At 43.5% G+C, this 20,642-nt stretch carries 21 protein-coding genes; 8 read left to right on the top strand and 13 right to left on the bottom strand.

The annotated features are described in order from the left end of the window. Nucleotides 1-17 precede the first annotated feature (17 nt). From RH86_RS00710 to RH86_RS00720, 3 genes are all read left to right on the top strand, one after another. A complete protein-coding gene (locus RH86_RS00710; RefSeq protein ID WP_009384315.1) occupies nt 18-1,742 on the top strand; it encodes an SgrR family transcriptional regulator in 1,725 nt (574 codons plus the stop codon). Next, nucleotides 1,726-1,977, top strand: coding sequence for a hypothetical protein (locus tag RH86_RS00715; RefSeq protein WP_009384316.1), 252 nt, complete (start codon nt 1,726-1,728; stop codon nt 1,975-1,977). Before RH86_RS00710 ends, RH86_RS00715 begins: the two co-directional genes overlap by 17 nt. Before the next feature lie 514 nt (nt 1,978-2,491). Beyond that, nucleotides 2,492-3,379 carry a LysR family transcriptional regulator gene (locus tag RH86_RS00720; RefSeq protein ID WP_009384317.1) on the top strand — a complete coding sequence of 296 codons (888 nt, stop codon included), beginning with the start codon at nt 2,492-2,494 and terminating at the stop codon, nt 3,377-3,379. Nucleotides 3,380-3,519: 140 nt separating this feature from the next. On the opposite strand, the gene RH86_RS00725 is transcribed toward RH86_RS00720, so the two are convergent. Then, complete coding sequence (locus RH86_RS00725; protein WP_009384318.1) at nt 3,520-6,225, bottom strand: bifunctional acetate--CoA ligase family protein/GNAT family N-acetyltransferase; 2,706 nt, start codon at nt 6,223-6,225, stop codon at nt 3,520-3,522. A 216-nt stretch (nt 6,226-6,441) separates the two neighbouring features. Here RH86_RS00725 and RH86_RS00730 point away from each other — a divergent pair, with 216 nt between their 5' ends. Next, complete coding sequence (locus RH86_RS00730; protein WP_038219021.1) at nt 6,442-6,969, top strand: SPOR domain-containing protein; 528 nt, start codon at nt 6,442-6,444, stop codon at nt 6,967-6,969. A gap of 153 nt (nt 6,970-7,122) precedes the next feature. Then, nucleotides 7,123-8,115, top strand: a complete 993-nt coding sequence (locus RH86_RS00735; RefSeq protein WP_009384319.1) for a D-alanine--D-alanine ligase — start codon at nt 7,123-7,125, stop codon at nt 8,113-8,115. 26 nt (nt 8,116-8,141) lie between these two features. Here the strand turns inward: RH86_RS00735 and RH86_RS00740 are convergent, their stop codons facing one another. Then, nucleotides 8,142-9,098, bottom strand: a complete 957-nt coding sequence (locus RH86_RS00740; protein WP_009384320.1) for a tyrosine-type recombinase/integrase — start codon at nt 9,096-9,098, stop codon at nt 8,142-8,144. A 98-nt stretch (nt 9,099-9,196) separates the two neighbouring features. Between RH86_RS00740 and RH86_RS00745 the strand changes: the two genes are divergently transcribed. Together RH86_RS00745 and yciH are read left to right on the top strand one after the other, a co-directional pair. Continuing rightward, nucleotides 9,197-9,571, top strand: a complete 375-nt coding sequence (locus tag RH86_RS00745; RefSeq protein WP_009384321.1) for a DUF3319 domain-containing protein — start codon at nt 9,197-9,199, stop codon at nt 9,569-9,571. Between the two features lie 2 nt (nt 9,572-9,573). Beyond that, complete coding sequence (gene yciH, locus RH86_RS00750) at nt 9,574-9,885, top strand: stress response translation initiation inhibitor YciH (protein ID WP_005595571.1); 312 nt, start codon at nt 9,574-9,576, stop codon at nt 9,883-9,885. Between the two features lie 171 nt (nt 9,886-10,056). On the opposite strand, the gene RH86_RS20020 is transcribed toward yciH, so the two are convergent. Then, nucleotides 10,057-10,176: a DUF3693 domain-containing protein gene (locus RH86_RS20020; RefSeq protein ID WP_411572001.1), complete on the bottom strand. Its 120-nt coding sequence runs from the start codon at nt 10,174-10,176 to the stop codon at nt 10,057-10,059. A 157-nt stretch (nt 10,177-10,333) separates the two neighbouring features. Between RH86_RS20020 and RH86_RS00755 the strand changes: the two genes are divergently transcribed. After that, nucleotides 10,334-10,894 carry a DUF2726 domain-containing protein gene (locus RH86_RS00755; protein WP_009384322.1) on the top strand — a complete coding sequence of 187 codons (561 nt, stop codon included), beginning with the start codon at nt 10,334-10,336 and terminating at the stop codon, nt 10,892-10,894. 52 nt (nt 10,895-10,946) lie between these two features. On the opposite strand, the gene RH86_RS00760 is transcribed toward RH86_RS00755, so the two are convergent. The 10 genes from RH86_RS00760 to RH86_RS00800 form a co-directional block, all read right to left on the bottom strand. Next, entirely contained in the window at nt 10,947-11,300 is a 354-nt protein-coding gene (locus tag RH86_RS00760; RefSeq protein WP_009384323.1) for a hypothetical protein, read from the bottom strand. Nucleotides 11,301-11,871: 571 nt separating this feature from the next. Next, complete coding sequence (locus RH86_RS20025) at nt 11,872-12,030, bottom strand: YoaH family protein (RefSeq protein ID WP_005599740.1); 159 nt, start codon at nt 12,028-12,030, stop codon at nt 11,872-11,874. A 53-nt stretch (nt 12,031-12,083) separates the two neighbouring features. Then, on the bottom strand, nt 12,084-13,205 hold the full coding sequence (locus tag RH86_RS00765; protein ID WP_009384324.1) for a conjugal transfer protein TraF: 1,122 nt from the start codon (nt 13,203-13,205) through the stop codon (nt 12,084-12,086). 59 nt (nt 13,206-13,264) lie between these two features. Further along, on the bottom strand, nt 13,265-14,143 hold the full coding sequence (locus tag RH86_RS00770; RefSeq protein ID WP_009384325.1) for a DUF2861 family protein: 879 nt from the start codon (nt 14,141-14,143) through the stop codon (nt 13,265-13,267). Next, a complete protein-coding gene (gene vxrB, locus RH86_RS00775) occupies nt 14,140-14,799 on the bottom strand; it encodes a response regulator transcription factor VxrB (protein WP_005599733.1) in 660 nt (219 codons plus the stop codon). The genes RH86_RS00770 and vxrB overlap by 4 nt, the downstream gene beginning before the upstream one ends. Beyond that, nucleotides 14,774-16,198 (bottom strand): sensor histidine kinase VxrA, encoded by a 1,425-nt coding sequence (vxrA, locus tag RH86_RS00780; protein WP_009384326.1) that lies wholly within the window; start codon nt 16,196-16,198, stop codon nt 14,774-14,776. The genes vxrB and vxrA overlap by 26 nt, the downstream gene beginning before the upstream one ends. 321 nt (nt 16,199-16,519) lie before the next feature. Continuing rightward, entirely contained in the window at nt 16,520-17,902 is a 1,383-nt protein-coding gene (pntB, locus tag RH86_RS00785) for a Re/Si-specific NAD(P)(+) transhydrogenase subunit beta (protein WP_009384327.1), read from the bottom strand. Between the two features lie 15 nt (nt 17,903-17,917). Next, entirely contained in the window at nt 17,918-19,468 is a 1,551-nt protein-coding gene (locus tag RH86_RS00790) for a Re/Si-specific NAD(P)(+) transhydrogenase subunit alpha (RefSeq protein ID WP_009384328.1), read from the bottom strand. Nucleotides 19,469-19,762: 294 nt separating this feature from the next. Next, nucleotides 19,763-20,041: an HlyU family transcriptional regulator gene (locus tag RH86_RS00795; protein WP_005598308.1), complete on the bottom strand. Its 279-nt coding sequence runs from the start codon at nt 20,039-20,041 to the stop codon at nt 19,763-19,765. 91 nt (nt 20,042-20,132) lie between these two features. Beyond that, the gene (locus tag RH86_RS00800; protein WP_009384329.1) at nt 20,133-20,504 is read right to left on the bottom strand and encodes a late competence development ComFB family protein; all 372 of its coding nucleotides are present in this window, start codon (nt 20,502-20,504) and stop codon (nt 20,133-20,135) included. Nucleotides 20,505-20,642: the final 138 nt, after the last annotated feature.

Raw genomic sequence — 20,642 nt, forward strand, 5'->3', positions numbered from 1 at the left:
TTGAGATTTCCCCCTTTATGAGTAGCCCGCGACTTCGTGTCCAGTTCGAAACCCTTTTTGAACACTATGATGGTATTGATCTTGGCGTTCAATTAGAAGAGATCACCGACATCCTTTGTTGTACAAGACGTAACGCACGCATTGTCCTCAATAAGATGGAAGAAGAAGGTTGGATTGAATGGCATCCATCTCCGGGCCGTGGAAAGCTCTCGCAACTCAACTTTAAGCGCAGTCGTACGGATGTTAGTGAGAATCTCGCACGCCGTTATCTTGAAGAAGGTAAAATAGGCCAAGCGCTTAAAGTGCTAGATCAAGATGCGGCTAAGCTTGCTCGGGTCGTCGAAAGTTATTTGGGCGTGCAGGTGCAAGAAGGGCAACAAGTCGTTCGTTTGCCTTATTACCGACCGCTACTCTCACTCAATCCTCATAAAAATATGCGTCGTTCAGAATTGCATATTGTACGACAGATCTTCAGTGGCTTAACTCGCTTAGATGAAAACGAGCAGTTAGTGCCAGACTTGGCGCATACATGGGAAATGCTATCACCGCGTCATTGGCGTTTCTATATTCGTCCTGCTGTGCGGTATCATAATGGCGACCTGTTAAGTGTCGAGGCCATCATTGAATGCTTAATGGCGCTACGTTCTCGTAATCTTTTCGCTCATATTGAAACGGTGTGCTCACAGCAAAAGAATGTGGTCGATATCCACTTGAGCCAAGATGATTACCACTTTGCGTTATTAATGGCAGAATCGTGCGCGAAAGTGATGTTGCCAAGCTCTGAGCGTAGTGCTGATTATGACCAATTCCCGATAGGTACTGGCCCTTACAAAATTACTCAGAATGACGAAAAACGCCTAACAATACAGGCGTTTGATGGCTATTTTGGTTTTAGACCGCTGGTTGATAGCGTCGAAGTATGGGTGATTGATGCGGTGCATTCCTCGATGGTCTTTCCTAGTCTATCAAAACCGTGTGCGCCGGAAGCAATCACAATCAGCGACGAGGTGGAGTTAGATCCTGGTTGTACCTATTTGCTATTAAATCGCAACAATGGCTTGGCTAAATCCGATGATTGGGCGCGTTACTTTAGTCAGCGCCTATCCTCGCTGAACGTATTCCAACTATTGCCACAAGATAAAATTGTCGAGTTAGGCGCGTTGCCAGCACACGGCTTGAAACCGGGTTGGTACCACCACACAAGACAAGCGCATTATTCTCCACCACCAAGCTACCGCACCGTTAAAATTGCTTATCATGCCAAGCACCCAATGTTTCCCACTTTAGTTAAGTGTTTAGAGACGCTGTTGAAGCAAGATAACCTTGAGGTTGAATTGATCACCTATGACATGGAGATGCCTGACAACGAGCAAGTCGACATTTGGGTAAAACCGATGGGGATAGCCAACAATCGTGATGATGCGATCGCTGGTTGGTTACTTGACTACAGTGATATAGAACACTTGAGTCGCGAGCAAGACTTTGCTCAGTGGTCTGAGGTAGTCACTCAGTATCGCTGTGAAGAGTTTGCGACTTTTCCTGCGCAAAATATTGGGAAATCCCTTGCCGATAAAATGCAATTGATTCCGATGTTCCATTGTTGGTTGGGCGTGAGTAAAGATCAATGCGGTTCACTACAAAATGCCAAATGCAATGCGCTAGGGTGGTTTGATTTCAGCAAGGTATGGATTAAACCTAACATGCTCAATGAGCGAGGCTCTCACCATGGCGAAACCCAATAAGAAGCAACCGTCAAAAACGGTTGAGATTTTTTGCGCCAAGTGCCGCTGTTTACTATTTAAATATCGAAAAGGTGGTAAAGGAGCATTGGTGAAATGCTTTAAAGAGCGCATTGTTGAAGATTACACGCAAACACCCTGTATTTGTCCAAAATGTCATACAGAGTTCGCTCGCGATACCTTAGTCAGAGGCACTCCATCTTATAAGATCATTGGCGGAAAAGTGTTGATGAAATAAATGAGTTTATTAACACTAATTGGGGTCAATCATTCGATTTAACTTAAGTAAATGGTCAACTTACCTTCAATTTTGATCTGAGTCGCTAAAACAAGTAAAACTTTCGTTAACGACTTTTATCGAATTGGATAACTGATACAATGCACGGGTTATAAATAACTGGCATTTAATTTCCAATTTTATCAGTAGGGGTAAGTCATGGAGTTAGGTCTAATCATCGCTTTCATCGTAGCAGCAGCAGTTATGGTTAAGAAAGAGATGTCAGCCGCTAAATAATCACTCATTCAGCCCAATTTTAAACCACTTTTTGAATGAAGTTGATCATGAAGCCAGCCCTTTGCTGGCTTTTGTTCTATCTGAACCTCATGATATTGCTATTTTCTCCCCACCTGAACGCTTTTACTCTCCTGACTTGTTTATGTAGCCCATAGTTTTATCGTTCGATGATTGATTAATTCCCGTCCTAACATTATTTTAAACCTTGCTCAGATGTTGTAATAAAAAGGGGAACTCTTTGCAAAGTCCAATTACGCTTGAAGCGCTTCATATTCTTGATGCCATCGACAGGAGAGGGAGCTTTGCTTCCGCTGCCAATGAACTGGATCGAGCACCATCTTCTTTGAGTTATCAGATCCAAAAGTTAGAGCAAGATCTAGACATCATGATCTTTGACCGTTCAGGGCATAAAGCCGTCTTTACTCAAGCTGGGAAGCTTATCTTAGAGCAAGGGCGTACGATATTGACGGCAACAGAAAAGTTGGTCAACGATGCCAGCGTGCTCGCGAATGGCTGGGAGCTTGATATTACTTTAGCGTTTGATGGCATTATTCCAGTCGACAATTTCTTCCCCATGGTTAATGCTCTGGGCAACGTGAGTTCTACGCGAATACGTCTACAAGAAGAGATTTTAGCTGGCTGCTGGGAAGCACTGGAAAATGGCCGAGCTGATATTCTTGTTTGTCCAAAATTAGAAACGATTCCAGTTGATGTAAAAGCGGAGACGATAGGGCTGTTAGAAATGATGTGGGTAGCGGCAACGGATCACTATGTCCATAAGCGTGTCGGTGAGTTTGATGATCAAGCGCGTGAAAAATATCGCGTGATCGCCATTGCAGACACCGCTCGAGAACAACCCGCTATGTCGGTGAATGTACTACAAAAACAACCAAGACTCACCGTGAGTAATTTTGCAGCCAAAGTGGATGCATTAAAATCCGGTTTAGGTATCGGCACCTTGCCAACCAGCATTGCAACTTCACTAATCAAGCAGGGAATATTGCAACAAATTAGCGGAACGGACGTACGCGAAATTGAGGTAATTATGGCGTGGAAACGCCATCAAATTGGTGAAGCCAAATCATGGTGTATTCAGTACCTAAAAAAATATTGGCAAATGAAATAAGCGTAAAGCGAACTTTGTTGCAAAGCGCTGCCTTTAAAAGCACTACATTCAATCAATTTGAGAGGTGACGTTGATAATTGAGTCCGTGATTTATCAACATCACCGCTTAACATTGCGCAATATGACAAACTCTCTAGAGACTAGTTTCGTTCCGACACCTGAGTGTCTTGTAGGTCCAATACCATGTCCGCGGTGCCATCTTCAAACTGGATATCAATTTTAAAGCCGAGGCTTTGCGCGAGCATCAACATGCCGCGGTTAGTCGGCATTGTCATACCAGACATTCGTTTGGTGCCTTTATTTTGGCAGTAATCAATGATCTTGTTCATCAGAATCTTACCTAGGCCTTTACCTTTAAGATCAGAACGGATCAAAATGGCGAATTCGGCATCACTATTATCGTGATTGATCAAGGCTCGGCTGACACCAATAATCTTTTGCTCCTCGCCGCTCATATCAACCGCAACAAAGGCCATCTCGCGGTCATAATCAATCTGAGTTAGCTTCGCGAGTGCCTCATGATTGAATTCACCCACTTCGGTAAAGAAACGCTTATACAGATCATCTTTAGAAACGGCATGAATAAACTCCGCATGTTTGGGTTCATCTTCAGGCAAAATAGGGCGTAATAGAATCGAACTGGCGTCTTTTAATTGTACCCTTTGTTCAAACTCTACAGGATAGGGCCTGATCGCCAAACGATGTTGTGCATCACCTTGGTAGGCTTTAAGCGTTAAATCGGCGTCTAGGATGGTAAATTCGTTACCATTAGCCAATAGCGGATGAATGTCCAGTTCATGCACTTGTGGACAATCAACAATCATCTGTGAAATACGCACCAAGATTTCAGACAAACCTTCAATGTCGATAGGCTCGGGCAATTTTTGCAGGCGAATCTTCTCACCTTTAATCGCGCGAACAATCAGATAACGGGCGAGTGCCATATTAAGAGGCGGTAGCGCTGAAGCGGCATCTAGTCCTTCATTCCATTCCGATCCTCCTTGGCCGAGCAAAATAACCGGACCAAAGGTTTCATCGTACTTCACTTTAATTCGAAGCTCTTCACCGCCCGCCCGTTTTGCCATTCCTTGTACTAGCAAACCATGTATGTGAGCGGAAGGGTAAGATAACTCGGTGCGGTCAAGAATCGCTTGCGCTGCATTGGCCACTTCCGTGCTATTGCGTAAGTTCAACATTACACCTTGTACATCCGATTTGTGGGGAATATCAGGTGAACGGAGTTTAACAGCAACCGGGTAGCCTATTTCACCCGCAACATGAACCGCTTCACTGGCATCACTTACAATCCAAGTAGGCAGAACATTAAAGTCAAAGTGCTTTAAAAATGAGCGGATTTGGTGGGTATCTAACGATACTGTATTTTTATCCAGTGATTGTTCGGCAATCCATTTTTTGGCACTTTCTAGTTCGGCAATATGAACGGGTTCCGCAGTGGTAGGGGTTTCCATCAGCTGCTTTTGGTTACGTCTGTACTCAACTAAGTGCATGAAAGCAACCACCGCACTTTCAGCGGTGCGATAGGTTGGGATGCCAAATTGGGTAAAAATCTCTCGTGCTGGACGGGCAGTAAGTTCACCCGACCAATTGGTGAGGATATTGAAGCGACGGCTTCTTGGGTGGGCTTTTATCGCTTTGATAATCTCGGCAGCGGTCTGCTCTGAGTGTGCGATGGCTGAAGGGCTGTGCATAATCAAAATGGCATCCGCACAATCGCTATCCATGATGGTATTAAGCGTATCCACATAACGTTGATAACTGGCATCACCAACCATATCAATTGGGTTTCTCTGGCTCCAACTGGTGGGTAAAACGCGATTTAGCTGCGATACTGTGTATTCATCCAGTTTTGCCAGTTTACCACCACGCTCTAATAAAGTATCGACCGCCATAATGGCAGGACCACCACCATTGGTAATGATCGCTAAACGCTCACCACGCAAAGGAACCGAATGGGTAAGAGTTTCTACTGCGGCAAATAGTTCATGTGAGTTTTGTACCCGCAGCATACCGGTACGCCGAATTGCGGAGTCATAAATAATATCAAGCGTATCACTGCCGCCAGTATGGGCTTGAGCAGCTTTACGTCCTTCAACTGTACGTCCCCCTTTTAGCACCAATATTCGGCGATTGCGCGAGGTACTTCGTGCTGCGGACATAAATCGACGGGCATCTTTTATCGAATCAACGTAAAGCAGAATCGCTTCGGTATGGGTATCGGTACTTAAATGGTCGAGTAGGTCAGCAAAATCAATATCAACGGCATTGCCGAGCGATATAAAAGCAGAGAAACCAATATTTTTGTCATTCGCCCAATCAAGGATAGTGGTGCACATCGCAGCGGACTGGGAAATAAAGGCAATCTTGCCACGCTGAGGGGCGACAGGTGAAAATGAAGCATTAAAATTAAGCCAAGGTAGCATCAAGCCAAGGCTATTTGGCCCTAAGATCCGCATACCAACGGTACGAGCGATACCAGCACAAAGTTCCTGAATAGGTTCCCCGGTACTACTAAGTTGATGCATGTCGGAAGAAAGAACGATCACCGAGCTGACTTTTTTCGCAACAAGCTGGGTGAATATCTCGATATTACGACTCGCATGAGTACAAAGAATGGCGACATCAGGGACGATAGGCAATGCGTCGATAGTGCTATAGGCGAGAACACCACACACCGACTTATATTTCGGCGTCACCGGCATAATGGCGCCTTCAAAGCCACCTTGCAGCAAGTTCTTCATCACGATGTTGCCCGCACGCATTTCCTGAGTGGAGGCGCCGATAACCGCAATCGATTTAGGGTTAAGCAAATGACCAAAGCTGTTCATGAATCAACTTCCTAACGATATATTCACCTAATCGTAACGGACTTAATTTGGACTTGCAGGCTAAATTTGATGGAGTTTTGCGCAGATCACCCAAGACAATAAACACTTTGTGTTACAAGTCACAGAGTCTCGTAATATAATGCCTAGGTTGGCTTGATTATGCCGCTTTCTAACGGCATGATTTACAGTAATTTCTATCTAGGGCTTGAAGAATTCATGAAAAAAATCGCTATCGTTGGCTTGTCCGTTTTACTTTCAGCATGTGTCTCTGGTCAGTACACGACAGACGTAAGCTCAGAAAGTTATCGCGAAGATTATAAAGTGGCAGAAGTGGAACAACCGATCACAGAAGAAGTGACTGAAACGGTTGTTGATACTGTTGTTGTTTCAACACCTGCGCAAACGACTCCAGCAGTCGCTATTGTGCCACCATCTGATAAACAGCAAAATTCCCAAGCCGCGCGTTTTGGTTACACCATTCAAGTCGTTGCTGTTGGTACGCAAACTAAAGTTGATCAATTTGCTCGCATGCTACCAAACTCAGATCAGCCTATTTGGGAAAACTATAAAGTTGTGAACGGTACAAAATGGTACACCGTTCTTTATGGTGACTACGCAACACAGGCAGATGCAAAACAAGCTATTGCTCAGCTTCCTGCAGAATTTAGAGCATTGAAGCCATTTGTTAAGAGCATCGATACGATCAAAAACTCTCCGTATCCAACCCTGAACAAACTAAACTAATTTAACGAAGGGGCGAAAGCCCCTTTTTACTGTCTATTCTTTCAGCTAACTCTCATTAGCTGCTTATTTATATTGGTATTAGAAGTGTAACTTGGAGTGGTTTTTATTATGATGAAGCCATCCCAGTTTCTGTAGTATCACGGAAAGATTTTAATGAACAAAACATCCATTCTTCTTTTATGCGGCGGCGGCTCATCTGAGCACGACGTTTCTTTGGTTTCTGCAAACTACCTACAATCTCAGCTCCAGCTAACACCTGAGTTTGAAGTGACCCGTATAGAAATGAAGAAAGAGGGCTGGTTTACTGATCAAGGTGAATTGGCTCTGTTAGATAGCAACACCGGCCAACTTAACTTTGCTGATCAAAGTTTACATGTGGATTTCGTGGTGCCATGTATTCATGGTTTCCCGGGTGAAACCGGTGACATCCAATCGCTATTAGAACTGGCAGGGATCCCATACCTAGGCTGCCGAGCAGAAGCAAGCACCAATAGCTTTAACAAAATTACGTCGAAACTTTGGTATGACGCACTAGGCATTCCAAATACGCCGTACCTTTTCCTATCAGAAAACAATGCCGATGCCTTTGAGAAAACCAAGCAAGCGTTTGAAAAATGGGGCAGTGTATTTGTGAAGGCCGCATGCCAAGGCTCATCGGTTGGTTGTTACAAGGTAACGGAATTAAATGAACTGCAAAAAGCGATTGATGATGCGTTCAGCTATTCTGACCAAGTATTGGTAGAGCAGGCCGTTAAACCACGCGAATTAGAAGTGGCGGCGTATGAATATCAAGGCGAGCTCGTATTAACCCTACCGGGGGAAGTAAAAGCACCAGATAACACTTTCTACAGTTACGAAGAAAAATACTCTGCAGCAAGTCATTCAACCACTGATGTTGTAGCGAAAAATTTGACTGAAGAACAAATTGAAGCGATCCGCATCAATGCTGAAAAAGTGTTTAAACAGATGAAGTTACGCCATTTATCACGCATCGACTTCTTCTTAACACCAGAAGGTAACATCTATCTAAATGAAGTGAATACCTTCCCAGGTATGACACCGATTTCGATGTTCCCTAAAATGCTGGAAAACAATGGCCATCAGTTCCATCAATTCCTTGCAGACTGTGTTAAGTCATCAATCTAACTATCTGATAGAGTAATAAATCTTCGTTACTCTATTGGTTTTATTGATAAAAACTGTATTTTTTCAAGTTCTGCCTGTGTCTTATTACCTAAGTATTGATAAGGCATGGCAGGGCTTAACCAACGACCCGCATGTTGAATATCCTTTGGCTTCATTCCTTGTTTGGCAAGCTCCTCGACTGCACCCACTCGTAGCGACTGACCAGAAAACTGGACGTCCGAATTAAGCATTTCACTGGCTGAACGCAAAATTCTGAAGATTGACGAATCGTTTAGTGGTTCAATCCCAATGTTTTCGTGGCGATCGATCGATGAGAAAACAAATGTCCCGTGTTGACCGCGTACCGACAGCCATTTTCTGACAATCGCAGTGGATTCCGGATTAAGCCAATAGCGAGAACCATCGAGTTCGATCGCAATTTCCTCGCCGGACAAATCTAACTGTTCAAAACACAAATCTCTGAGATCTTTCCGCTTCATCAACGAATAATACATCACATGGTAAATGGCCAAATTACGCCAATCACGCATTGAACTTGAGCGGCCCAACTGAGTAGTGAGTTCAGCAAGTTGTTGCGCCCCAAACGAATGCGTTTGCTGATGGTCACCTTGTTTATTTATGCGTATCGACGCCAAAGCTTGCTGTACTTGTTGATTTTGCGTTGGGTCAGGCAAAGACAACAATCTGTGCATGAGCGACATTGTGACTACGTAACGTTTGACCGTTGCGTATTTCTTTTCTTTTGCTACTTTCTCGATGTATTGCCGAGTTGCGGTGGTTGAAGCGGGTAGAGGTGTGACCAATTTCAGCTGGCAAAACTCAATAAACAGATTCCAATCCTTTGTCATCGCAAGTAACGAGCTACGAGCATATACGCCGGCTGTAATCTCGTTTACTTGTTCGTAGGTGACTGACTGCCCAAATTGGGCGGTAAAATCTTTCAATTTCTTGGGCTCAGTGATTTTAGGAATAGTTTTTTGCAACGAAACGCACCTTAACGACAGGAATGCTATAAATATACTTGCCTAACAGTGATTTACAATTATTATTAATCACAAGACCAATAGATAAGACTAAAAGCATGGCTGTTGCGACATACCGAGGCTTCGAAATGAAGACCGTTGGTTCGACTACTGATGTTTGGCAAGTTCGAATCAAAAACACAATATTACAAGGCAGCACCGCTGCACTGAAAAAAAGTATCGATTGGTTCTGTGATACCGCAACCATCATCGACCCAAAAGAGTTCTCCTCATTGGCCACCACGCGTGAAAACCAAGGAAAGGCAGTGCAAGAGAACTTCTTTGGCTATATTATTAAGAGCGATACCGGTGAACCGAATTCCTGGTACTGCTTTTTTAATGGAAAGCTAATTAAGGGCGGCAAGTTAGCCATTCAAAAACACATTGAAGGTTACTTGATTGCTAAAAAGAAAGCTGAGCAACAAAAGAAATAGTCATGACATTAGTATACTCAACAGAAACCGGTCGTATTAAACCAGAAGAAGAAAAAGTTGTTCGTCCTAAAGGCGACGGCATTGTGCGCATTCAAAAGCAAACTAAAGGCCGTAAAGGTAAAGGCGTGAGCATTATCACCGGTTTAGATATGGATGACGTGCAGCTTAAACTGTTAGCCGCAGAACTTAAGAAAGTTTGTGGCTGCGGTGGCGCGGTTAAAGATGGTGATATTGAGATTCAAGGTGACGCTCGTGAGAAAATCAAAGCGCATTTAGAGAAAAAAGGCCATACCGTTAAATTAGCCGGCGGCTAAACGTAGGCTTACGCAACGCAATAATCAGTTAGATAATCTATGATTAAATAACTGATTATTAAGTATTTTATGGTAAATCACGCTTATGTTAAACCAAGCGTGATAATCCTAGATGCAACAGCAGAAGAATAGAGCGCACAGATTGATGCGCTTTATATTGAACGATTACATTTAACATAAGATACATAATGCGCACTGAGCTAGGGCTTCTTTAGGGGTGTAAAACACCAATGCTAATGCACCGCAAGTCATTGATATACTTGATAATCCTAGTCCGTAGACGACCTGCACAAGAAAATCATTTTTTGTGTGTGCCAACGAAAAATAGATAAACAGAAATATCTAGCTTGAATTCCCGGCTTGATTGCTGATTTTGTTTGAGCGCTCGCTCTTCTTTTTACGCAAATACTTGATATGCTTTAGTATCTAAAACGCAAAGGAACGCTAAATGGATCTCAACGTTATCCTAATCGCAGTTGTTACTGTTTTCGTTTTAGTTGTTATTGGACGATTATCACGAAGACCAAATAGCAAACCGAACAAAAGCACCACAACGACCGAGTATCTATACCAATCGAGAAATACCCTAGTCACCAAATCTGAACTGGCCTTTTATCGAGCGCTGACCGTTTCGGTAAAAAACCGTCACCTCATTTTTTCCAAAGTACGTATTGCAGATGTGTTAAGCCCTAAGAAAGGTGAATATGATAAAAGCAACTGGCGAAGAGCGTTCAATCAAATCGCTTGTAAGCACTATGACTTTGTTCTGTGTGATCCTGAAACATTAGATATTCACATGGTGATTGAGCTAGACGACTCTAGCCATGAAAGAAGTGACAGAAAGAAACGTGATGTGTTTGTTGATGCTGCAACTGCGTCGGCTGGCATTACATTTAAGCGCTTCAAGGTTCAAAATTGTTATGACTATTTTGAATTAGAAAATGAACTGTATGGAATGACTCCAGTAGAAACCACGAAATCTGAACGAGTACTAGAGCTGGAATCATAACCTGATCTCCGCAATGGCTTACGGTGGAGTCACAATAAACGAGTTTGAATATTCAATGCAGTCTTCTTTTACTAACTTGCGTTTGATCTAATGAACGATATGATGCGTCGCCGGTGTCAGCAGGATCGGCGATCATGAATTGCTCGCCAAGATTAAAGGCTGCAACAATGATGGCTTTGGATTGTAGTTGCAGTAATTGGTAGGTTTCTAAAGCGTGTTCGAACTGTTCAAACTCGAAGCCTTTATCCGGTGTCGCGGCCCAAAACGTTTCCGTTGTTAACTGGCCTTCTTTAAATGAATGCAAGAAATCACCACATTTAGGATTATGGATAAGCCAGCCATAAAAACTTACCGAACTTGGCAGCTTCATCGCAATGCGTAATTGTTCTATATCTGGTTTTATCATACTGCCCATTCCTAAAGTACCCACGTACGTCACTGGGTTAAAACGATACCATACTAATCATCGTAACGTGACCTACGTTTATCTAAAAACTTTTCTAAACCTCATGTTGTATTTCACCTTATCGCTAATCTACTACGCCAGATAGTCCACTAACAGTTTTGCCTACAAACTAGTTACGTTGTCACCACTAATTCCTGTCTCTATTCTCCTTCCACAACAATAGACAGCATAATAATGTGACAAGATAACGCACTAGTGAATATCACTGCCATTTCTATGGCAAAATCAACCAATAGATATGAGTTGTAATTTTATTACAGTCTCAGCTTTTGGTTTATGCATACAAAATAAAACACTACAGTAAGTTACTGTAAAATATAAATTAATGAAGTTTAGTGCTAATGATGTAGCAAGTGTAACAGCGTCACGTTTAACTACTTTTCAATTGTGTCACTTTTATTGAGGGCTTGAATTAGCGTGTTTATGCGCAGTATTGGGATGAAGTTATCGTTATAGTGCACTAGGGTGTAAATGACAGGCGTAAAAAAAGGCAGTCTCCTGCCCTATTCTTTTACTGCTGGTTTTCAGCATCTTTTTTTGCATTCTCGCGAATTTGCGTTGCGACCATCTTAATCGCTTCTGCGGTGCTAATGCCCTGCGTCATTAGCTTTTGAATTTCTTCCACCGCTTTTTGCTGTTCTTCGTGGCTTAGGCTTAAATCATCAAACATAAAAAAGGCTCCTAATTTTAGGAGCCGACTATATTATGATTTCGGGGCGATTACTAGTAACTCGTCAGGAAGTTTACGTAACCACCCATCGAGTTTTCATTAGTGTAACTCGCACCAATATCCATTTGGAAAAGATTTAATGGCGACAAACCAATACCCGCTGTATAGGTATCATCTAGATTGTCATAAGCCAAATTGCGATTCCAACCCGCGCGAAGTTTTAGCTGACGTAAAATGTCGATTTCGCCCCCGACTCGGATCATCTGTTGGTTATCATCAAAGTTAGTAAAGCGTTCTTCTTCTTTCAAGTCGTAATCAACACTCAAGGTAAAGTAGTCTGCTACGATGCCTGCACCCACGGTATATTGTGGTGACATTTCGTAAGCGTAAGATTTGTTGTTGACCATTTTGGTTTCAATATCGCGAGAGATTAGGTTCGAACCTGAGATACCCACACGGAATGGACCATGGAACCATAAAAAACCAGCATCCATGTTAAACATGGTTTCAGCTTGACCATTTTCACGCAGATCTTTCAAATCGTAATTGTTTAGGTTTGCGTTATAAACGTAGGTATAAACTCTTTGCAGTTTTGGGGTGATGCCAAAAGAGATGTGCTGACCAAGGAAAGTTTGGTATTTCGCAAGAGAAAGCCCGGCCTCTGCAACTCCGATTGACACCGCTTCAACTGAACTGTTGGCCGCATCGACATACGCGTTGCCACTGCCTTCAGAAATATTCGCTGAAGCGAAAGATTCAGTGTACAACTTACCGAATGCGTTCGCAGCAATGAATCGGTTTGGAATAGCAAAGGCCACTACGCCACCCATTTCGAAGTTTAGGTTCTGACCTTTCAGATCATTCATCGCTTTAGCCAGTTCCGCTTCGCTTCCCGGGGTATTGATGAAATCTTTAGTCTGATCCAGACCATCAACAAATGACCCACTGTCGGTATACTTCAAACCAAAACTTGGCGTGATCATACCCATGTCATCGTTACGACGGTAAATGGCCGTGATCGCTGGGTTATAAAAAGGGGCAGTTAAAAAGTTAGCCGAAACAACGCCAACACCGCCCATTGCATCGCCGCGTGCTTCAACGGCATAGTTCGCAGCGTAACTGCTGCTTGCTGCAACAGCTAAGGTAAGAGGTAATAATTTAAATGCGGTTTTCATATCGATATTTTTCGTTGTGACCGTTGGACTTATATCGACACATTGTCTCTTATCTTTAGTTATTCCTCTACAGAAACATCATACGTTTTACTAATAATTTGCGCTTGTTCAACCATTATCTTACCTTGCCAACGTCGATGAATCATTGAAACGGCTAATACGTAACGCCCTGATTCTATTTGATCTATCGGTAGCGAGGTTGGGTAGTCAGATTCATAGTTGCCACTCCAAACTTGGTTATACGTTCCATCGACATAATCGTATAGAGCTGTGTTCAATTTCGGTAATGGACAATTGGTATTAAGCAGCGCGTGTTTTTCCACTTCCCAGTGATCTTTTGAAGACCAACGAACCGTCATATCAGCTTGTGGATCACCGAGAACGAGCCACGAACTCCAAGATTCGTTATCTTTGGTCACCACATCAATTCGATATAAACCCATCGGTAGTTTGTTGTTAATGTTGTAACGTTTTGAGTACGTCACCATCCCTGATTCGTTATTCTCTCGAACAATATCAAGAGTGTTATCACTAGAGATCGATTTGTCGACCCAGCGCATTAAACTGATATCAGTGATCTCTCGCTGAGTTTGCACCTCAACGGTGGCACGAAATGCATCTCGCCCTGGGCTTTGAATTTCAGTTCGCTTAACCACAATCCCTTTTAACCAATCGGGTAAGGTTTTATCGTCAAGGCTTTTACCACAATCCACTTCTAACGATTGTAACAATAAATCGTTGAGATGAGGTTTCAACGTAATGTTGTCTTCTAACTGCCACACTTCAACCAGCGATGAAAACATGGCATTCAGATCACCGTTAAGGAGATGTTTGTGTGTTTGAGTTAGTGGTGAATTGCTGTCAAACCACGTTACACCGTCAGCAGAAAGAGGAGCACTGATCAGTGCTCCCATCATCAATATGGATTTTGGTATCATGCTTTCATCTTGTAACCAACACCACGAAGCGTTTCGATCTCAAGACCTGGTAGCTTCTGACGTAACTGCAATACGTGGGTATCGACAGTACGCGTTGTCGGGAAATGGTTGTAGCCCCATACGTGATCAAGTAGTTCATCACGCGTAAATACACGGCCAAGGTTGCTCGCCAAAAACAGCAGCAAATCAAACTCAGTACGGGTAAGAGTGACTTGTAGATCGTTAAAGAATACTTCACGGGTACTCTTATCAATCAATAAATTATCTGTTTTAACTTTGCTATCATCCTGCTCTTGACCATCTGGAGCACGAAGTTGAGCTCTAATACGCGCGAACAGTTCAGCCTCTGCGAACGGTTTTGTTAGATAATCATTTGCGCCGGAATCTAGGCCTGCGACTTTGTCTTTCACTGTCACCAGTGCGGTAAGCAATATCACGGGGATTTCTTTGATCGCTTTCCACTGCCCCAAATGAGATACAGAATCGCCATCCGGCAGTTGACGATCGAGAATCACAAGATCGGATTTCGCCCAATACTGTTCGACATCTGCAATTGTTTCGGCATGGAAGCACTCGTAACCGGCTTGTTCTAAGCTGACGAGTAAGCCGTCAGCAAGGTTTTTGTCGTCTTCAACGAGAAGCAGTGTCTGTTTCACAAGGTATCTCCAATATAAACGTTGTCGGCGGCCCAATGAGAGTCATCTTTCCTCCCATGCGCCCCACCATAGAGTCAACGATAGTTAAGCCCAAGCCTAGACCACTCTTACTAACGAAAGGTTTACGAACCTGACGCCAATCTTTCTGTGTTAAGAGCCCTTGGTCTATCACGCTGAACGTAATTTTATTTTTGGATGTTTTTACATCCAACTTAATCGGTTTAACTCCATATTTAACCGCGTTTCGAATCAGATTGTCGATGCACGTACCTAACCAGTAAACATTCAATTTGGCGGCAACATCATGATCGATGGCAAAATCGATCGGTGCTTTAAACTCTTCTTCAATCTTAAATTCTAACCACTCGGCGACAGATGGTACCCATTCTGAGGCCAGCGGTTTGTTATCAGACTGCAAATAATCTTTACTTGCTTCTGCTAATTGGCGCAATCTTCGAGAATCTTCGCATAATCGACGAAACTCGTCATAAACGGATTCTGGAAGACGTTCAAATTCACGTCGGAAGCCTTCCACTGTCAACGATAGACTGGCGATTGGTGTACGCAATTCATGGGTAAGAATTTGCAATACCAGCATACGACTTTGCATATCACGTCGCTTGGTGTTCCAGCGGTATATCGACCAACCAATAACCAATAAGATATTGGCTATTACCAAGGCGACCATGCTGATCCTTAAAATATCAGCATGATCTTCAACATCCCAACAGATGTTACCACGTTGCACAAAACAGGTCGCGGACGTACTTCCGTTGGATAAACTTAACCCCGCTCGTGTGACGTTTTTACTCCATACCGATTCAGGATAAATATAGTAGCTGTCGTTTTTCCTTAGCCACAAATCCTCATCTTCGATAAACATACTGGCACCGGAAATCAGCGCGATTATGGTGTCTTCACTCATTCGTTGTAGACGACCAAGCAAGGTATTTTCTGCCGCAAATGGTCGCTCTTTGATGTGCATATATTGCTCAAGCGTCTCCACCTCTTGAGGATGAGTGACAACGTAACGATTCGCGTACGTCCCCCCGCCCGGATGAATAAGTCCGCTGCGAGCAAACCATGTTGGGCTTAACGTATTGTTTTTACACATTGCACGCGTAAAGACTAATGGTTCCGTGACCAAAGGGCTTAGCGGCAATTTTCCAGTACAAGTCACCGACAGTTGATAAAGTCGCTGAATATCGCGCAATGGATAACTTGATGTTTGCGGTAGCATCGACTGCGGAGTAATCAGCCGAGTTGGGTAGTCTGACTGCAAGACTCGAATGTCATAGGACACCGAGGCTTCTGATGTTTTGAATAAATTAACAAATTTATCAATACGCTCAGGTAGAGAGTCAGCACTGGCACTCCAAGAAAGAGCACTCAATGTCATTAACAGCGATTTGATGATGGTATGTTTCAAAGCAAAAACTTATTAAATCAACTATTTACCACTACAATGCCTGATTATGGCAAAAATTGACATTGAAAATGTAATATTCGTGTCAATTATGCAATGGATGAACAGTTTGCGGGCAACGAATAACGTAGGGTTCTTCAACATCATCAGCTGGCATACTGCTCGCTCTGTGATGATGAATAACATCGAGCCCCCTTCTAGATCAACGTATTGACCGACAAAGCAGCTATACGACAAAATGCAGCCAAGAAAAAGGCCAGCAAATTGCTGGCCTTCGTAGTATTAGCGTAAAGCTTATAGTGCTTTAGCAATCGCGTCTACACTCTCTTTCGCATCCCCAAATAGCATTTGAGTATTCTCTTTAAAGAACAGTGGGTTTTGTACACCAGCGTAACCAGTATTCATTGAACGCTTGAATACGATAACGTCTTTCGCATTCCAAACTTCCAATACCGGCATGCCCGCGATTGGGCTGTTTGGATCTTCTAACGCTGCTGGGTTAACCGTGTCGTTTGCACCAATGACCAATACAACGTCCGTTTGTGGGAAGTCGTCATTGATTTCGTCCATCTCTAATACGATGTCGTACGGTACTTTCGCTTCTGCAAGTAACACGTTCATGTGGCCAGGTAGACGACCCGCTACAGGGTGAATACCAAAGCGCACTTCAACACCTTGGGCGCGAAGTTTCTCTGTAATTTCATGAACTGGGTATTGAGCTTGCGCAACTGCCATACCGTACCCCGGAGTGATGATCACTGATTTTGCATTTTTCAGCATATCAGCCACATCTTCCGCGTTGGTTTCACGGTGCTCACCATATTCTTCATCACTTGAGATAACGACTTCTTGACCGAAGCCACCAGCGATAACACTGATGAATGAACGGTTCATTGCTTTACACATGATGTAAGAAAGGATCGCACCTGACGAACCTACCAATGCACCTGTTACGATCAGAAGATCGTTCGCTAGCATGAAACCTGCCGCTGCCGCTGCCCAACCTGAGTAAGAGTTCAGCATTGATACCACAACTGGCATATCGGCACCACCGATGGAAGCCACAAGGTGGTAACCAAATACGAATGCGATTAACGTCATGACGATCAGCGCAAACATGCTGCCATCCGCTTTAACGAAGTAGATCATCAACAATGTTGAAACGACGATCGCTGCCAAGTTCATTTTGTGCTTGTGCGGTAGGTTTAGTGCTGAAGATGAAATCACACCACGCAGTTTACCAAACGCAACAATTGAACCTGTAAACGTCACTGCACCGATAAATACGCCCAAGAACACTTCCACAAGGTGGATAACGTGCTCAGCATGCGTTGCAACCAAACTTGTTGGTGGCTCTAAGTAGCTGTTGTAACCTACTAGAACGGCCGCCATACCAACAAAGCTATGTAGGATCGCAACTAATTCTGGCATTTCAGTCATCTCTACTTTTTTAGCGTAGAAAATACCGATGCTACCACCCACTGCCATTGCAATGATCACCCATACTGTGCCATTTGCTTCTGGGTTAAAGATCGTTGCGATCAAAGCGATCGTCATACCAGCAATACCGTAGTAGTTACCGGCGCGAGCTGATTCTTGCTTTGATAGCCCCGCAAGGCTCATGATAAAGAATAAGGCAGCTACAATGTAAGCTGCTTGTACTAGTCCTGCAGACATTCCTTGTAACTCCTATTAGTTCTTACGGAACATTTCAAGCATGCGCTTGGTAACGGTAAATCCGCCAAAGATGTTGATACTGGCAATCAGTACTGCAATGAATGACAAGAATGTCACCACACCATTGCCTTGACCGATTTGTAGTAGCGCACCCACAACAATAATGCCTGAAATTGCATTTGTTACTGACATCAATGGAGTATGTAGCGAGTGGCTAACGTTCCATACAACGTAGTAACCCACTACACACGCCAATACGAATACCGTGAAGTGTGCAAGGAACGCCGCTGGCGCAACCGAGGCAATCCATCCAAATGCCGCTAAAGCAACACCTAAACCAATCACTTTTTTAACTGGAGAGACCGGTTCGTCCACTTTTTTCTGTGGCGCCGCCGCTTTTGGTTTTTGCTCAGGTTGTGCTGAAACTTGAATAGGTGGCGCTGGCCACGTCACTGCACCTTCTTTAACAACCGTTACGCCACGTAGAACGACATCGTCAAAATCGATGTCAATGTTGCCGTCTTTCTCTTTGCAAAGCAGCTTCATTAGGTTAACAAGGTTGGTTGAATACAACTGAGAAGATTGCGTAGGTAGACGGCCAACCATATCGGTATAACCGACCACTTTTACGCCATTCGCCGTGGTGATCACTTGATCAGCGACCGTGTATTCACAGTTACCGCCGTTTGCCGCAGCAAGGTCAACGATCACACTGCCCGCTTTCATGCTATCGACCATTTCTTTCGTGATTAGCTTTGGCGCTGGACGGCCAGGGATAAGTGCGGTCGTTACGATAATATCAACATCTTTTGCTTGCTCGGCATAGAGCTCTGCTGCTTTTTTGTTGAAGTCATCCGACATTTCTTTGGCGTAACCATCACCTGAACCTGAGTTTTCTTGAAAATCGACTTCCAAGAATTCAGCGCCCATTGATTGCACTTGTTCTTTTACTTCCGGACGAACATCGAATGCACGAACGATTGCGCCAAGGCTGCCTGCTGCGCCGATAGCCGCAAGACCTGCAACACCCGCACCTGCCACCAACACTTTCGCGGGTGGCACTTTACCTGCGGCGGTAATCTGACCGGTAAAGAAACGACCGAACTCATGCGCCGCTTCAACAACCGCACGGTAGCCAGCAATGTTTGCCATAGAAGATAATGCGTCGAGTGCTTGTGCACGCGAAATACGAGGAACGGCATCCATCGCCATCACATTGATGTTTTTACTTGAAAGCTTTTCCATAAGCTCAGCATTTTGTGCCGGCCAAATGAAACTGACTAAGGTTGAGCCTTCTTTAAGAAGCGCGAATTCATCGACACCGTTGTCAGCATCAGCGATAGGAGCGTTTACTTTGAAGATGATGTCTGACGACCAAGCTTCTTCTGTGGAAACGACTTTAGCTCCCGCTGTTTCAAAAGCGACGTTATCAAAACTTGCTAACGCCCCTGCTTGCGATTCAACAACCACGTCGAATCCCAGTTTTATTAGCTGCTCAACCGATTTCGGCGATGCAGCAACTCGCGTTTCGCCAGCGAGTATTTCTTTTGGCACACCAATTTGCATAGCTATTCCTTGACTATTGGCACAATGATTATTCTGTTTTTATCTAACGGGTGTATGAAATTCAAGCTTTTTGTAATAAAAAAACAAAATTTCATTACATATAACCGAAAGTAATGGCCTATTTTGCAATTTTGCGTGTAATGAAACAACACCATTCAACCTGAACAGAGGTCAAACCAGGTCGCAAAAATGGACAAAAAAAACAGTTACTTACTTTTGTGACACAAAAAAAGAACCATCAGCATAGCGGCTAATGGTTCTTCAATGTATGACATCTATCAAGTACGGGGAGATCTAATCGAAAATATTAGTACCCATTTGATCAATAAACATTTGCGCTTTTTTCAACATGAATTCATCGGCATCAGCTCGGCTAGACAAAACATCGGAACGAATAAAACGATGCGTCTTTAATTCACCATCGATCTCTTTCTCGATTTTACCTGCAATGCGAAACTGCCCACCTTCGGCGATTGCTTGCTGATAGATGAAAAAGCCTTTGTATTCTATCGGTTCAACTACAGGCTCTGCCTTTGCTGTTTTTTTTCCGAATAAGCGAGAAAATAACCCCACTTTGACTCCTTGATTATCTACTTGTTACTTTTATTTTAACGGCACATTGCGCACGATAGCAATTTGGTATGGAACGAGTGGTAAATGCGCCTTAATTACGCGATTTTGTCGGTAACAATGGTTTCTCAAACCATTCGAGTTCAGCGTCTTCATCAAAACGATACTGGCTCGAAATAACCGGAAGATCATCTTGGCGTAACTTACGTCGGTCATCAACAATCATCGTTTTCGCGGCTTCGACAGCGACATGAGCATAGTTCTTAAGGATGACCAGACGTTCTTCAGATAAGGTTGCGAGAAAATCGATGTCGTGACGTATATATACTGGCCGTAATTGATTTAATGTCAAACACGCTAAATCGGCTAACTGGTCGTTATCAAAATGTTCGGTGTACTCCGGTTGGGTTAAAACTTGCCCTACCAACGTTTCCATGTAATTGTGTACATCTACACTGATCTGCATACACATTGCCCTCGTAAACAAACTGCTTAATTTACATCTGTATCATATAAAAATGCTTTAAAACCAAATTAATAGCAATAACCTAGTTACTCAAACTTTAGCTTAGCTCATCAATTTGTGCGCGAATCTTCGCAATTG

Origin of the sequence: Vibrio sp. N418, from assembly GCF_000222565.1 — a bacterium.
Classification (GTDB): Bacteria; Pseudomonadota; Gammaproteobacteria; order Enterobacterales; family Vibrionaceae; genus Vibrio; species Vibrio scophthalmi.

Excerpts from the sequence above, each read along its gene's own strand:
- RH86_RS00710 (WP_009384315.1), top strand. The coding sequence starts at position 18 with ATGAGTAGCCCGCGACTTCGTGTCCAGTTCGAAACCCTTTTTGAACAC.
- RH86_RS00715 (WP_009384316.1), top strand. The coding sequence starts at position 1,726 with ATGGCGAAACCCAATAAGAAGCAACCGTCAAAAACGGTTGAGATTTTT.
- RH86_RS00725 (WP_009384318.1), bottom strand. The coding sequence starts at position 6,225 with ATGAACAGCTTTGGTCATTTGCTTAACCCTAAATCGATTGCGGTTATC.
- RH86_RS00730 (WP_038219021.1), top strand. The coding sequence starts at position 6,442 with ATGAAAAAAATCGCTATCGTTGGCTTGTCCGTTTTACTTTCAGCATGT.
- RH86_RS00735 (WP_009384319.1), top strand. The coding sequence starts at position 7,123 with ATGAACAAAACATCCATTCTTCTTTTATGCGGCGGCGGCTCATCTGAG.
- RH86_RS00745 (WP_009384321.1), top strand. The coding sequence starts at position 9,197 with ATGGCTGTTGCGACATACCGAGGCTTCGAAATGAAGACCGTTGGTTCG.
- yciH (WP_005595571.1), top strand. The coding sequence starts at position 9,574 with ATGACATTAGTATACTCAACAGAAACCGGTCGTATTAAACCAGAAGAA.
- RH86_RS00755 (WP_009384322.1), top strand. The coding sequence starts at position 10,334 with ATGGATCTCAACGTTATCCTAATCGCAGTTGTTACTGTTTTCGTTTTA.
- RH86_RS00760 (WP_009384323.1), bottom strand. The coding sequence starts at position 11,300 with ATGATAAAACCAGATATAGAACAATTACGCATTGCGATGAAGCTGCCA.
- RH86_RS20025 (WP_005599740.1), bottom strand. The coding sequence starts at position 12,030 with ATGTTTGATGATTTAAGCCTAAGCCACGAAGAACAGCAAAAAGCGGTG.
- RH86_RS00765 (WP_009384324.1), bottom strand. The coding sequence starts at position 13,205 with ATGAAAACCGCATTTAAATTATTACCTCTTACCTTAGCTGTTGCAGCA.
- RH86_RS00770 (WP_009384325.1), bottom strand. The coding sequence starts at position 14,143 with ATGATACCAAAATCCATATTGATGATGGGAGCACTGATCAGTGCTCCT.
- vxrA (WP_009384326.1), bottom strand. The coding sequence starts at position 16,198 with ATGACATTGAGTGCTCTTTCTTGGAGTGCCAGTGCTGACTCTCTACCT.
- pntB (WP_009384327.1), bottom strand. The coding sequence starts at position 17,902 with ATGTCTGCAGGACTAGTACAAGCAGCTTACATTGTAGCTGCCTTATTC.
- RH86_RS00790 (WP_009384328.1), bottom strand. The coding sequence starts at position 19,468 with ATGCAAATTGGTGTGCCAAAAGAAATACTCGCTGGCGAAACGCGAGTT.
- RH86_RS00800 (WP_009384329.1), bottom strand. The coding sequence starts at position 20,504 with ATGCAGATCAGTGTAGATGTACACAATTACATGGAAACGTTGGTAGGG.